Source organism: 'Nostoc azollae' 0708, assembly GCF_000196515.1.
GTDB lineage: Bacteria > Cyanobacteriota > Cyanobacteriia > Cyanobacteriales > Nostocaceae > Trichormus_B > Trichormus_B azollae.
Genome location: NC_014248.1, coordinates 4,057,306 through 4,070,500, shown reverse-complemented (window position 1 = coordinate 4,070,500; position 13,195 = coordinate 4,057,306). Strand labels below are relative to the sequence as shown.

The window sequence follows — 13,195 nt, the reverse complement described above, 5'->3', positions numbered from 1 at the left end:
ATTTTCTTCTACTTATTTTTACAGATAAGTTTACTTATTTATGGATGAATAGTTAGCTCATTTATCCTTAGCTAAGAGTTATTCAATTGGAGATAAGCTAATCCATGGCTTAATAAAAAAGTGATTGATTTTGTTTATATATCCATTAAGCTTTGCACTTATATAGGTGATTTTAAAATTTTCATTAGTTTTTATTAGGAAATAAGGTGCGTTTCCCCTGGTATCCAAGCCCACCAATGGACAAACCAAGAAATTCATTCGGAAAATCGTAAATTTTTAGCCTAATTACCCTATAACTTAAAATTAGGAAATTGAGCCTTTGTTTATGGTAGTCCCCATAGTAACCATGAATATTTATTACCGCAAATTAATAGCTTTGTTACCGTAGAAAGGGTGCTTTCTACAGTTGCAGATGTGCTATTTTGCGGACATACTCATGTTCCTTATAGTCGCATCCTTGATGAGGGTAAATTACAGGTGCGAGTTAATCGTGAAAAAGTCACCCAAGACATCTGTTTAACAGACCCTTTACAACGAATTATTAACGTAGGTTCGGTAGGAGAACCACGACATGGTATAGCAAATGCAACTTATGTAAGTTATGATGTTGATACTCAAAACGTGGTATTAAGAGAAGTCGAATATGACTATCAAAAAACTTGTGCAGCAATTATAGAAAAACGATTACCAAAAATCCTCGCTTGGCGTTTATCTCAAGGGTTGGAATTTGCAGAACGAGCAGATAATCCTACTTATGTATGTACTAGATAATTTATCTTAGGTGACGGAGTTAAAAATCTTTTGCTATCTAATAGCACAGCGTTGTCATTTCTTTATGATTACTGTATATTTTTATCCAAGTGACAACTCCTATAACGAATCAAATCTAAAATCTAAAATTGACTATGTGGGCTATTTTGAGTGGAACTGTAGGAAATCTATTAGCTTAGGAAGCTGTTATAGCTGATATTAAGTATCAAAAAAATTATGTGCAATAATTGTATATTCAGGGTGATTTGGTTGGACCAACAAAGGAATGTGAACAATTGATTAAAATGGTTCAATTACCGCGTATAGACTAATTAAAACCTATGATTTCTAAGGGATGTTGGGAATAAAGATGTTTAATTTTGCATGGTTTGGGTCTAACTGGGGACACACCAGAATTAATTGCTAAATATGGGGGTGATACAGTTAAAAGATTATGGGACTCTATTTCTCCTGCAACTGTACAATGGTTGAGGAGTTTAGATTTTGGTTTTTTTGAATTAGACTGTTTGTTAATTCATGGTTCAACACTGGGTATGAATGAAGAACTTACCCCGGAAACTCCTCCTATTCAAATGCTAGATAGACTTTCGAGAATGTCAGCAAATAACTTATTTTTTTTGTGGTCGTTCTGGTTTAACTTTTCAGTATCGGCTACATACTGGTTCTACTATCAGTAAGATCACGACTCTTGATCAACAAATTTCTCCACAGACTGTTACCGTTACCCCCCATCAAGTAATTGGTGTAGGAAGTGTGGGAGGTACAGCAGTTAAAGCAACATATACTCTCTACAACCCAGGTACCAATCCAGTGGAATTTAAAACTGTTTCTTACGGAAATAGTAAAGGTTTTCAAAATTAAGGTCAGAACAAACCATTTAAATCTAATCTTATTTACTCTATACACCAAGAGCGAAATAAAATATCAGAAATTGTGCGATGCCTAGAGGGAAGTAAGCTACGCACAGCACGTTCAAGAGAGAAAAAATATCGCCTTTTTACAGTTGATATGACAAGCGAGTACTCTCTAGAAAAATAAATCATTGAGGTGTGAAACTATTGCTAACATCACCCTATTTATCTCGTTAATTTATTTTTTTCTGCTACAATAGTACGGTGTCTTGTATCACTAGCAACAGTAGTTAGAACTTGAAAACCTACAGATTTCAAACATTCTTCAATATCAAACATATAGTAATTATCACTCCAAGGTTCTGTACTCTTCATTAATGTGAACAGTATAGGAGGTAAGTTTTGAATTACAGATGATTTTGGGTTATTATCTACTATAGCCAAGGAACCACCAGGACGCAGCAACCGTAATGCTTCTTGGAAAATAGCTTTACTAGCAAAACCAGGAAGTTCATGAGTAATAAACTGGAGAGTTACCAAATCAAAGGACTGGTCTGGTAATTCTGTATTTTCTGCTTGAGTGTGTAGCCATTGGGATATCTCATTATAAGTATCTAGTTCTTTCGCTACACTCAGCATGTAGGGAGATAAATCTAAACCCACTGTATGCACTGGATGATTTTGTTTTTGCTGGTAGTAGCGGTGCAGAGTTAAAGTAGAAATACCAACAGAACAGCCAATATCGAGGATATCTTGTACATCTTGAGTGACATACTTAGCTAGAACTTCGTGGAAACTTGACCTTAATCTGCGGTGTGCCGTTTCCCAAGTGATATTCTCTTTTGGCCATACCCGTAATGCTACAGCATAGGTAGCACTAGGCGCTTCAAAAGCAGCTTGCCAACACAGGTTTCCTTCAGCATAAGCATGAAAAGGAACTTTGTAATAATCAGGATAAACTACTTTAGGATTTGTATTTTCTTTCAGCTTTTGTTTTACCCCTGATGTCTCTAATTTATTGTAGCTTTTACCCCAGGGAATACCATTCTTTTCAGCAGTTTTGATCATAACTCGTCTAGCCTGCTGTTTCATCAAATTGTAGATAGGTTTAGTATTTATTAGCAGGTTAACAAACTGCGATAGCAAACTTTCTCCAGCCCAGTCTGGCTTAATTTTTGCAGTCATTGGTAAGGTAAGTGTAGAGGCAATTTTGTTATTTATATTGTATCTAATTTGGGTATTGTCTGAATCAGGATTGACAAGATTTAAGTATTTACAGGACTTAGGTACTTTTGATAATGAGATATTAAGTGCTCGCTCTCCAAATTTACTCTATCATTAAGAGCGAGCACCTGGAGTGATACACTGCTAACCCAGACGTAACAATCAACCTGATATAAACATAACTAATTGTAGTATAATAGTAAAGTTTCACCAATTATATTCTAGTTTACCTGGAAAATTATACAAGTTTATTTGCAATTAGAATTAAAAATGTTTTAGTATGATATATGCCCAAGGAAATTAGAGAATTAAAAACTTCATTACTTCAAGCTGGGTTTACCTGTCGTTCTGGAAAAGGTACTCATACTAACTGATATCATCCCTTGCTTACTGGAAGAGTTACTATATCAGGTAAAGATGGAAAGGATGCTAAATAATATCAGGAGAAAGATGTTAATAATGTATACCCTGAATACTTGGGGGGAAGAAGTTATTCAGGCATCCATGAGCAACCAAAAGGATCGAGAGCAGATTTTTCGTCAAAAATACTCCCCAAACAGCGAATATTCCCAACCTTAGAAAAAATGCGGTCACGAATATATTCAAAAAAGCTAATTCCCAACTTACGAGTAGTAGCAACAAGAGATATAAAAGTATCCCAAGCCTGACTCCCTTCGAGAGTCTGAGTGGCATCACTAATATTACCTCGCTACACCATAGTTCTAGCACCTAAGTCAGCCGGGTTATTGTGCAAAGGTAATTCAGGATGCTCTAAAACATAAAGCAAGTCAGAAATTTTGACTAGAGTTAATGGTTTTCGCTCATCCAATTGTTGATAACCACTGTCAGTGTGGAACAACTTCGAAAACTTATACCGGAGTTTATCTGCCGTTTGCTGACTGGGAGAATCTTGATCAGGGAGTAAGTCTCGGTAGTAATACCAAGTCTAAATGAGTGTACATAGAACTGTAGAATAAAGAATATGGAAGATAAAGAGTCATGAGGAAGCAATGGCACGCCCTTTCAATCTAGAAGTTCAAGAAAGTGCTGAGTATTTGTCAAAAAGCCTGAAAAATGCGCGGACAGCATTAGACAAAGAACGTTTACAAATGCTGTGGTGGATAAAAACAGAACAAGTAACCCAGCATCAAGAAGTGAGCCGAAGATTGGGCAGAGATGGGTCAACAATAACAGGATGGTTACAAAGGTATGGAAAAGGAGGACTATCTTCTCTTTGAGAGGTAAAAACTGCGCCTGGGGCAACTCCTTTAATACAAGGTGAAATGCTATCACAACTAATATCAAAGTTAGAATCCCCCCAAGGGTTTAGCAGTTATAGGCAAATTGTGGAATGGCTAGAGCAAGAATGGCACGTCCGAGTCAAATACAAGACAGTTTACAGTTTAGTGCCCTACAAACTAGGGGCAAAATTGAAAGTACCTCGACCCATCAGCTCATCACAAGATGAGCAAGCTATAAACCTTTTTAAGAAAACATCCCCCTTGCCTTGGTAGCTTTAGAGAAACTATTGGGTGGGGGAAAACGACTGAGTTACCTGTGCCAGGACGAAACCAGATTAGGTTTGAAGACCGAAACTGGACGAGTGAGTGATTACGGCTCGTGGTGTTAAACCTGTAGTGAGGGTGCAGTGGCCACGAAAAGCATTTTGGCTTTATGGAGTTGTTGAACCCACCTCTGGATGGCATTTTTGTCAGGAATATCCTCATCTAAACAGTGAAAATTTTCAGAAATTCTTGGATGTCCTATCTCAAGAATTAGGTTCTGATATGGGATTAATGCAGATGGATCAAGCTTCTGCACACCAAGCTTTGGCACTGTCTTGCCCTAAAAATATTATTCCCATTTTTCAACCATCTCACTCTCCTCAACTTAACCCCATGGAGCGATTATGGCAGTTTATTAAACGTCAGTTCAAAGGTGAAAGTTTCTCACATCTCGACCAATTGCGTCAAGGAGTTCAACATGAATTAGCTCAATTATCTTCTGAGGTCATCTCCTCTTTGACCAGTTATGATTTCATCCTTGAAGCTCTTTTTCACCAAGCTTTATTCTGTGCAGCCTCATAGAGAATTGGTATAATTCCAGAAACCATCCAGGAATTTATCTAAAACCTTTTCGTGACAAGCAATAAACGCACTTAACTTCTTATAATTTCTTCCTTCATCTACCCAACACAAAGCGATATTACCAGTCAGTAACTTCAATTGAGGAGCATCATTACAGACCAGAGTTTGCACCACTGGCCAATCAGTTTGTTGATGATAGAAAGCAATAGCTGCTGCTTCCATAATCCGAGTCCGTTGTTGTGAACCCAGTTTAGGCAGATGTGTATCCAGTAGGGTATGAAACTCTGCCTCACTCAACACAGTTTCTTGAGGTAATACTTGGAGAGCATTTTTCCATTTAGTTGGTAGTTGAAAATGCTCCAGCAAGTCAATATTGTCTAGGAACTCTAACAACTTGCCTTGGGTCATGTTACCCCCATAGTACAAGCTCATAATAAGGGTTTTCATTCCTAGACCGAATTCTCCCTCATAACCCCAAGGAGGTTCTGCCAAATAGGTTTTTCCTTCTCATGGTGAGTAGTATTTCTCTTTCCGGAATAGTACGTTATCGGTTGCCAGGATGATGTCTTGGATGATTACTTCTTCATACCCTTTGAACTGCGCCTCTGCTGGCAGTAATTCTTGGGGATATTCTAGTATTTCTTCTCTGTCTATTTTAATCCCAGCCTTCTTACTGCCTTTGTTCTCCTTTTTTGGCGTTTGTCGCTCTTTCTCCGATGAGTGATTGCTTGTGAAGCCTTTTTGATTCTTGGCTTTTATCTTTGCCTGACCCTTTTCTCCCTTCAATCGGTTGTTTTCATCTCTTAACCCTTGATTTTCTGCCCGTAATTCTTTTACTTCTAATTGTAACTGCTCTATTAGATTCAGTCATATCTCTACTTTCTGACCCATGGGTTCTTCTGCAATTCCTTTTCGCTCAATGCTTTGGAGCAACTCTGTTTGTGATAAGTCTTTTGCTAAAATTTTTGGCCTCATGTCTCATATTTTATAACGCCCTGTGTCCCACCCTCAACTTTTTCTTTTGTTCTTTTACCCCTACTTATTCCGCCGATACGCTAAGGATTATATCAAAAAAATAGAAGAAATTAAAAAAATGCAAGGAGGAATAATAAGAATAATTATTATTACACAATAAATAATTATTCAATGGTCTGAAGAAGATAATTGTCTTGTTGTCAGTGTTCCTGAATGGGGAGAGTTTTGTGATACTCATGGGGAAACTTATCAAGAAGCATTAGAAAATGCTCAGGAAGTTTTAGAAATGTGTAAGGATTCAGGTGGTCGGGTGTTGACAAGTAGGTGAGGCAGAATATAGCAGTTATGGAAAAGAAGCTGGGACCAAAACTAGACAGAGAGATATTGAAGCAGTTGGGAACGGAGCAACTGGTAGAAATTATTATTGATCAGGGGAAAAGTATAGAGAACCTAAGAAATAGAGTAGTAGAACTGGAAAAAGAAATAGAGAAACTTAAAGTCATTAGAGATTTAGAGACCATAACATTATCCAAACCACCGTCGGGAGACATCCTCAAAAAAACCGAGAACAAACAAGAAGAGAAACCAGAAGAAAACCAGACACAAATTTCCCCAACGGAAACCAAGAGGACAACCAGGGCATAGGGGAAAAAGTAGAAAGGGGTTTGGTGGAGTAGATAGAATAGATTTGAGATAGTAGGACGGCAAGTGTATGGATGGTGAGGTGAGGGGCAATTGTTTGGCGAACCAATAAAAATCCAAACACAACAAGTAGGGGAGTTGGTGGACAGGCCAATGGAAGTGGATTTGCAGTGTGTGTGCGGAAACACAAAGGGCACACTGGTCAGCAGAGATAGTACCGGGACAAGATATAGGAATCACAGGACAAGCTTTTTTGGGATGGATCAATAACTAGGGCCATTGACCCTATGAAAAACAACACTTGTTGTTGTGGGAACTGGGTCAAATAGAAATTGGAGTGGGAACATTAGTAGGTACCAATGAAGGAATAGATGGTCCAGTGGCTCAAAGTATTCATAGCCTCAAACGGTGGATCAAACAAACCCAGCCTCATATCCTTGGGGATGAAACACCCTGGGTAGTCAAAGGGGTGAAACAATGGTTATGGATTTTTGCCTACAGTGACTTCCCTTGATTTCATGGGTCTGATACTCGTTTTCCTGGCGAATTAGAATCCATTGTGGGTTCAAGTTACTCTGATGTACTCAGTTGTGATGACTTTACTGCCTATAACGGTTATCCGGTCACAGCTCAACAGAAATGTCAGGCACATCTACCCTACCCCGTTACTTCAAGACACTAATCAAGATTCCTGGCTTCAATCACCAAGAAATTGGCACAAAATTCATGGACCTCATAGATGAAGGTTTTAAAGACTACCCTTTATTCCAACAAACCCAAAACCTTCATAAATTCTTGACTTGGCCATCCTAGTTTCAACCGAAAGTTGAATCTTCCATTCATTCATTGATCAAGCCCCAGGGGAACCTGGTAAACTTTTACCTTCCTTAGGCAATAGACCTTGATCATAATTTAGCTGAACCAAGGTTAGGTTTAGCACTGACACAACGAAAAGTCTGTGGTGGTTCTCTTTCTCTAGAGCTATTCCAACATCCTGCCAATTTATTGACGGTTATACAAACTTGTCGCCCTCAAGCACTTTCTCTAATTGAGTTTCTTGACCAACCTATGAAAGCCATGGTTCACTCTGGTTTCCATACACCTTCTTTAATCCCTCTTCCTTAGACCTGAATCCTTACAGAAATGTTAATTGAATCTTGCTTAGAAGATAGTGAACCACTTCCAGACCCCCCAACTTTAGGTAAGTTTTTATCAGCAGCTTAGTTTTTCTATATTGCAAAAAAATTCTCTGTAGGGTGCGTTAATGAAATGTAACACACCATAATGTTGTTATAATTAGGATTTCCAGGATTTAAGGATTTAAACTAATTAAATAATGTTTAAAAGAAGCTTTAGGAGCGCCATTACAATTTCTAAAAACAGAGGTCCGAAAATTTACAAAACAGTATGTATCTGGCTTTCCATAGTGTTAAGATTACGAAAGAGCCAAGGAAAAAATCACGGTTGGGAATAGTTACGAATAGTTCCTATCCATGAAGATGTCGATGACAAATTCATAACTGACCTCATATCCATAACATTTACGAAATGGGCAAAACTAATGAACCAATTCCTAATGTGACTAAACCACAAATAGTTACTAAGAATTACTTGTGAGTAAATTGGGGAATTCAGGGGAAATCTTTGTTGAGGTACCCGGAATATTTTTACAAGTCCAATGACCTGTTCAACAACAATACCCTTGGTGGAAAACTCTTTGCTTCCTGCCTTTTGTTCTGAGTCGCCATGGCATAATCACTATCATGTTTTTCTACCTATTCAAGGAGACTAGGAGGGAAAACATCTCGTAATATCTCTAGCCAGTAATGAAATGTGTCCTTTGCTTCCGTTTTCCATATACCGAAATGCAAACCTAAAACCTAAAATGTTGGCATTTTCCTCCAATAGAACAAGCATAGACATACCTGTTATTTTATCTCTAGTTTCCCTTTCCCCCCTGCTCCTTTCTGATTTATACCTATGTTTTTACTTTCTATGTCACCTTGAAGTTTTTTATGCTACATCTCAGTTCGGGCTAACAAGTCTTGAAACTGATGGTTAGTTATTCCCAGTATTTGTTTTCTACGATGTGGATATTCTTGAATATAGTTAATTTAGTGGATTTTTCTTTTTGGTACACCCTCAAAATTCTCTTCTACCATTTTTTTCACACCAAGTGAATTTTCCTGACAGGCCTAAAGCGATAGCAATTTCCTCAAGTGTTAATGACACCCTTTGAAATCTCCAAATTAATCTGCTAGCTACTCTCCAGTCATCAACTGCAAAATCTTTTTTAACTGCATTTTTTAACTTACTTACTATCATGTCACCAAGTTTCTCTTGTGCTTTAAAACTACCACCACTAGGTAAATTATCCTTATCAAATTTAAAATCTTGAATTCATTGCAGAAGTTTAATTCTATTCTCAGTGTTAAATATTTGATATTTCCGCATGACTAAATTAAAAATTTAATAAAATGCCTTCATAAGTCCACCAAATCCCACTATCTTTAAAATATATGATTTGTGAGCATCCCATTGTTCTAAAAACACTGCCTTAATGGAACGGAAATAGATTTCAAAAACCTCATATTGTTGTTCAAAACCTAAATCACACAGTTTTCCTGTTTTTGGTTCTACATAATCTCTAATTTGAGTAACAAATTCATTTAAACATATCCCCAAACTAGCTTCTCCAGTTGTTCTGACTCTTTCATAAAAAGGACTTTCATCTGTTTTATTTAATCTAAGAGCTATTTTTCTTGCTCGTCTTTCTGCTGTCACACCTTCTCCATCAAAATCTTCAACATCTCCTTCTAATAAATTCATTAAATGTAAATATAGAGATATGCAGGAACTCCTTGAGGCAAAAAATTTTAGCATTTGAGTTTTGTTAATTGTTACAAAAAGTTTTGCCTGCTCCTTTACAGCTCATCCCAAAGTAGCAATTACCATTAATGGAAAATGAGGGTTTGCATCATACCAACCATTAAATCGATGCTGTCCATCTATAATTAGACCGAGAGATTTTGTATCTTCTAAGATGAGTAATTTCTCATTTTCTTGATAGTTAAATTTACCTTTATCAATATTTACCAGAATAGAGTTAGGTATAATACCCTCTCCTTGATTATTATAATAAATAATTTTTAATTTCTTTAATTCTGGGTGGAGAAAATGATATTTGGTATCCTAATTTTTTATTATCAATAATCCGGGAAACCTCAAAACGTTCATAGATGATTTTAACAGTAATTATAAATACAGGCATCAGTATCTTGTTTTGAATTTTTTTAAATGCAGGAATTTTAAGTGCCATAAATAATTAAGTGCTGAATTTTATTGTAAGTACTCGTCTAATAATAAGATATATTATGAGTAATCTACCTATAAAAAACTGTCCACCCAATATTATAATCTATAACTTTATAAGTTGTTATTTCTAACAAATCCGTTGATTAGTAATTAATATAACATTCCCTTTACAATAAAATAAAGAAAGCAAGACATTAGAGGAGAACAGGCTAAACCATGCTAAAAGAACATTATCAACACACTGAACAACGCGCCCAATTAGGTATTCCCCCCTTACCATTAGATGCACAACAAACATCAGCATTATGTGAATTACTGAAAAATCCACCTAAAGGAGAAGAAGAGGTATTATTACATTTATTGCGTGATCGCATTCCCCCCGGTGTAGATGCAGCAGCATACATAAAAGCAGGTTTTCTTACCGCTATTGCTAAAAGTGAAATAACCAGTCCTTTGATTTCCCCCATCGAAGCAGTAGAATTACTGGGAACAATGGTAGGCGGTTATAACGTACAATCATTAATTGATTTACTCAGTTCGCCCGTAGCAGAAAAAGCCGCAGCAGCATTAAGTAACACTCTCCTAGTTTATGATGCTTTCCATGATGTTTTGGATAGTTCCAAAACTAACAACTACGCGAAACAGGTGGTTGAAGCTTGGGCTGCAGCAGAATGGTTTACTGTGCGTCCGACAGTTGCCGAAAGTATCACTGTCACCGTTTTTAAAGTTCCTGGGGAAACCAATACCGACGACTTATCACCAGCAACCCATGCCACAACTCGCCCAGATATTCCTTTGCACGCTTTAACGATGTTAGAAACTCGTCAACCAGGAAGTTTAGAAACAATTGTCGAGTTGAAGAAAAAAGGCCATCCTGTTGCTTACGTCGGTGATGTAGTCGGAACAGGTTCTTCTCGTAAGTCTGCAATTAATTCAGTATTATGGCATTTGGGAAAGGATATTCCCTTTGTACCAAACAAACGGGCTGGGGGTTATATATTAGGAAGTGTGATCGCTCCCATCTTTTTTAACACAGCCGAAGATGCCGGTGCATTACCCATACAATGCGATGTCACCAAAATGAAAACCGGCAACGTTATCACCATCTATCCCTACAAAGGCGAAATTACCAACCAAGCAGGAGAAGTTATTTCCACCTTCAGCCTCAAACCTGACACCATCTTAGACGAAGTTCGCGTCGGTGGACGCATTCCTCTACTAATTGGACGTACTCTCACCGACAAAACCCGTCAAGCATTAGGTTTAGCACCCAGCGATTTATTTATCCGTCCCCAAGCACCCGCCGACACCGGAAAGGGCTACACATTAGCGCAGAAAATGGTTGGGAAAGCTTGCGGTTTACCAGGGGTACGTCCGGGGGCATCTTGCGAACCCATCATGACTGCAGTCGGTTCTCAGGACACCACAGGACCAATGACCAGAGACGAATTAAAAGAACTCGCTTGTCTCGGTTTTAGTGCAGACTTAGTAATGCAAAGCTTCTGTCACACAGCCGCATATCCCAAACCAGTAGACATCAAAACCCACCAAGAACTACCCGACTTTTTCGCCCAACGTGGTGGTGTAGTCTTGCGTCCTGGTGATGGTATCATCCACTCTTGGTTAAACCGGATGCTGTTACCGGACACCGTAGGAACAGGAGGAGACTCACACACCCGCTTCCCCTTGGGTATATCCTTCCCCGCAGGTTCTGGGTTAGTAGCCTTTGCTGGTGCTTTGGGTGTCATGCCTTTGGATATGCCAGAATCAGTTTTGGTAAGATTTAAAGGAGAATTGCAACCAGGAATAACGCTGAGGGATGTTGTTAACGCCATACCTTATATCGCCATGAAGAAAGGTTTGTTAACAGTAGAGAAGCAGAACAAAAAAAACATCTTCTCAGGTAAGATTTTGGAAATTGAAGGTTTACCAGATTTGAAAGTTGAACAAGCTTTTGAATTAACCGACGCTTCCGCAGAACGTTCTTGCACAGGTTGCACAATTAACTTGAGTGAAGAAACAATTGCTGAATATCTCCGTTCCAATATTACCCTTTTGAGAAACATGGTAGCACGGGGTTATCACGATGAGCGAACCATTATGCGCCGAGTAGTGAAAATGGAAGAATGGTTAGCACATCCTGTATTAATGTCAGCTGATGCAGATGCCGAGTATGCAGAAATAATTGAAATTGATTTACACGAAATTAAGGAACCAATTATTGCTGCTCCCAATGACCCAGATAATGTTAAGTTATTATCGGAAGTTGCTAATGATCCTGTACAAGAAGTATTTGTTGGTTCTTGTATGACAAATATCGGACATTATCGAGCAACTGCGAAGGTTTTAGAAGGTGCAGGTGAGCTAAAAGCTCGTTTGTGGATAGCGCCCCCAACTCGCATGGATGAATATCAATTAAAGGCAGAAGGTGTTTATAATGTTTTCGTAGCTGCAAATGCAAGAACTGAGACCCCAGGATGTAGTTTATGTATGGGAAATCAGGCACGAGTTGATGATAACACAACTGTGTTTTCTACCTCTACTCGTAACTTCAATAATCGCATGGGTAAAGGCGCACAAGTTTATTTAGGCTCGGCAGAATTAGCAGCAGTTTGTGCGTTGTTGGGACGTATTCCTAATGTGCAGGAATATATGGATATTGTCGCAGAGAGAATTCATCCTTTTGCTGATAATTTGTATCGGTATTTGAACTTTGATCAAATTGCTGGTTTTGAGGATGAAGGCAGGGTGATTTCTAAGGAGGAGCAGGCTTTGTTGGTATAATCTAGGTTAGGGTGAGTCCATCAAGACTCACCTAAATATATTTCAAGAGGTTAAAATATGTGCAGTACCAAATAGAATTTAAGCCCAAAGCCATTAAAGATTTAGAGCAGTTTTCTGTAGATATTCGAGAACTTATTATTAGCAGAATTGAAGCAATGCAAGATGATTTATAGGGAGATGTGAAACGCTTAACCAAGTTAACTCCGGAATATCGTCTTAGAGTTGGTAATTATCAAGTTTTATTTGAATTAGAAGAACAAACTGTCATGATATATAGGGTTAAGTATCGCAGTAAGGCTTATGATTAAATTGATAAGGATTTGAAAGAATGATTGAATTACATGCTGAGTTTCTAAGAAAAGACGGTCAAAAGCAATTTGCTGTTTTACCTTATGAGGAATTTTTAAAGATTAAGGAATTGTTAGAGGATTTGGAAGATTTAAGAGATTTGAGAGATTCTAAGAAAGAAGATCAATCAGTATCTTTATCTGATGTAAAAAAAATGCTAATATATTGATTTATTTCTCTGCGATTCGTTGTTAGAAA

Annotated in this window: 18 protein-coding genes and 2 pseudogenes; 13 read left to right on the top strand and 7 right to left on the bottom strand. The window is 37.9% G+C overall.

The window, feature by feature from the left end; genetic code table 11:
- Positions 1 to 219: 219 nt before the first annotated feature.
- A pseudogene (locus AAZO_RS19015) lies at positions 220 to 771 on the top strand (metallophosphoesterase family protein); the annotation flags it as partial.
- A 188-nt stretch (positions 772 to 959) separates the two neighbouring features.
- Positions 960 to 1,632, top strand: a pseudogene (locus AAZO_RS19010) (metallophosphatase).
- A gap of 215 nt (positions 1,633 to 1,847) precedes the next feature.
- Here the strand turns inward: AAZO_RS19010 and AAZO_RS19005 are convergent.
- Positions 1,848 to 2,807 carry a class I SAM-dependent methyltransferase gene (locus tag AAZO_RS19005; protein WP_013192499.1) on the bottom strand — a complete coding sequence of 320 codons (960 nt, stop codon included), beginning with the start codon at positions 2,805 to 2,807 and terminating at the stop codon, positions 1,848 to 1,850.
- Positions 2,808 to 3,555: 748 nt separating this feature from the next.
- On the bottom strand, positions 3,556 to 3,705 hold the full coding sequence (locus AAZO_RS39215; protein ID WP_228371287.1) for a hypothetical protein: 150 nt from the start codon (positions 3,703 to 3,705) through the stop codon (positions 3,556 to 3,558).
- A gap of 151 nt (positions 3,706 to 3,856) precedes the next feature.
- Here AAZO_RS39215 and AAZO_RS34220 point away from each other — a divergent pair, with 151 nt between their 5' ends.
- From AAZO_RS34220 to AAZO_RS18990, 3 genes are all read left to right on the top strand, one after another.
- The gene (locus AAZO_RS34220; RefSeq protein WP_041640488.1) at positions 3,857 to 4,084 is read left to right on the top strand and encodes a helix-turn-helix domain-containing protein; all 228 of its coding nucleotides are present in this window, start codon (positions 3,857 to 3,859) and stop codon (positions 4,082 to 4,084) included.
- Between the two features lie 45 nt (positions 4,085 to 4,129).
- Complete coding sequence (locus AAZO_RS44030; RefSeq protein WP_049790818.1) at positions 4,130 to 4,360, top strand: winged helix-turn-helix domain-containing protein; 231 nt, start codon at positions 4,130 to 4,132, stop codon at positions 4,358 to 4,360.
- A 93-nt stretch (positions 4,361 to 4,453) separates the two neighbouring features.
- Positions 4,454 to 4,933: a transposase gene (locus AAZO_RS18990; protein ID WP_041641447.1), complete on the top strand. Its 480-nt coding sequence runs from the start codon at positions 4,454 to 4,456 to the stop codon at positions 4,931 to 4,933.
- Here AAZO_RS18990 and AAZO_RS27265 read toward each other — a convergent pair.
- Complete coding sequence (locus tag AAZO_RS27265) at positions 4,928 to 5,425, bottom strand: hypothetical protein (protein ID WP_228371286.1); 498 nt, start codon at positions 5,423 to 5,425, stop codon at positions 4,928 to 4,930. The genes AAZO_RS18990 and AAZO_RS27265 overlap by 6 nt on opposite strands.
- Positions 5,426 to 5,440: 15 nt before the next feature.
- Positions 5,441 to 5,719 (bottom strand): hypothetical protein, encoded by a 279-nt coding sequence (locus AAZO_RS39210; protein ID WP_013192497.1) that lies wholly within the window; start codon positions 5,717 to 5,719, stop codon positions 5,441 to 5,443.
- A gap of 349 nt (positions 5,720 to 6,068) precedes the next feature.
- On the opposite strand from AAZO_RS39210, the gene AAZO_RS44025 reads away from it, so the two are divergent.
- The 4 genes from AAZO_RS44025 (at position 6,069) to AAZO_RS44640 (ending at position 7,232) form a co-directional block, all read left to right on the top strand.
- Positions 6,069 to 6,236 carry a type II toxin-antitoxin system HicB family antitoxin gene (locus tag AAZO_RS44025; RefSeq protein WP_144031410.1) on the top strand — a complete coding sequence of 56 codons (168 nt, stop codon included), beginning with the start codon at positions 6,069 to 6,071 and terminating at the stop codon, positions 6,234 to 6,236.
- 17 nt (positions 6,237 to 6,253) lie between these two features.
- Positions 6,254 to 6,553 carry a hypothetical protein gene (locus tag AAZO_RS44650; protein WP_041641445.1) on the top strand — a complete coding sequence of 100 codons (300 nt, stop codon included), beginning with the start codon at positions 6,254 to 6,256 and terminating at the stop codon, positions 6,551 to 6,553.
- 298 nt (positions 6,554 to 6,851) lie between these two features.
- A complete protein-coding gene (locus AAZO_RS44645) occupies positions 6,852 to 7,064 on the top strand; it encodes a hypothetical protein (protein WP_476691468.1) in 213 nt (70 codons plus the stop codon).
- A 45-nt stretch (positions 7,065 to 7,109) separates the two neighbouring features.
- Positions 7,110 to 7,232 carry a hypothetical protein gene (locus tag AAZO_RS44640; RefSeq protein ID WP_476691467.1) on the top strand — a complete coding sequence of 41 codons (123 nt, stop codon included), beginning with the start codon at positions 7,110 to 7,112 and terminating at the stop codon, positions 7,230 to 7,232.
- A gap of 1,093 nt (positions 7,233 to 8,325) precedes the next feature.
- Here the strand turns inward: AAZO_RS44640 and AAZO_RS42775 are convergent.
- The 3 genes from AAZO_RS42775 to AAZO_RS18960 form a co-directional block, all read right to left on the bottom strand.
- Positions 8,326 to 8,421 carry a transposase family protein gene (locus tag AAZO_RS42775; RefSeq protein ID WP_228371285.1) on the bottom strand — a complete coding sequence of 32 codons (96 nt, stop codon included), beginning with the start codon at positions 8,419 to 8,421 and terminating at the stop codon, positions 8,326 to 8,328.
- Positions 8,422 to 8,692: 271 nt separating this feature from the next.
- Positions 8,693 to 8,875 carry a hypothetical protein gene (locus AAZO_RS18965; protein ID WP_013192495.1) on the bottom strand — a complete coding sequence of 61 codons (183 nt, stop codon included), beginning with the start codon at positions 8,873 to 8,875 and terminating at the stop codon, positions 8,693 to 8,695.
- A gap of 144 nt (positions 8,876 to 9,019) precedes the next feature.
- Positions 9,020 to 9,379, bottom strand: a complete 360-nt coding sequence (locus AAZO_RS18960) for a ParB N-terminal domain-containing protein (RefSeq protein WP_041641439.1) — start codon at positions 9,377 to 9,379, stop codon at positions 9,020 to 9,022.
- Between the two features lie 702 nt (positions 9,380 to 10,081).
- On the opposite strand from AAZO_RS18960, the gene acnB reads away from it, so the two are divergent.
- From acnB to AAZO_RS18940, 4 genes are read left to right on the top strand one after another with little or no spacing between them, the layout of a single operon-like run.
- Positions 10,082 to 12,649: a bifunctional aconitate hydratase 2/2-methylisocitrate dehydratase gene (gene acnB, locus AAZO_RS18950; protein WP_013192493.1), complete on the top strand. Its 2,568-nt coding sequence runs from the start codon at positions 10,082 to 10,084 to the stop codon at positions 12,647 to 12,649.
- A 59-nt stretch (positions 12,650 to 12,708) separates the two neighbouring features.
- Entirely contained in the window at positions 12,709 to 12,822 is a 114-nt protein-coding gene (locus AAZO_RS44020; protein ID WP_420807028.1) for a type II toxin-antitoxin system RelE family toxin, read from the top strand.
- Between the two features lie 6 nt (positions 12,823 to 12,828).
- The gene (locus AAZO_RS41635) at positions 12,829 to 12,957 is read left to right on the top strand and encodes a type II toxin-antitoxin system RelE family toxin (RefSeq protein ID WP_266886152.1); all 129 of its coding nucleotides are present in this window, start codon (positions 12,829 to 12,831) and stop codon (positions 12,955 to 12,957) included.
- Positions 12,958 to 12,977: 20 nt separating this feature from the next.
- The gene (locus AAZO_RS18940) at positions 12,978 to 13,166 is read left to right on the top strand and encodes a hypothetical protein (protein WP_013192492.1); all 189 of its coding nucleotides are present in this window, start codon (positions 12,978 to 12,980) and stop codon (positions 13,164 to 13,166) included.
- The last annotated feature ends 29 nt before the right edge of the window (positions 13,167 to 13,195 follow it).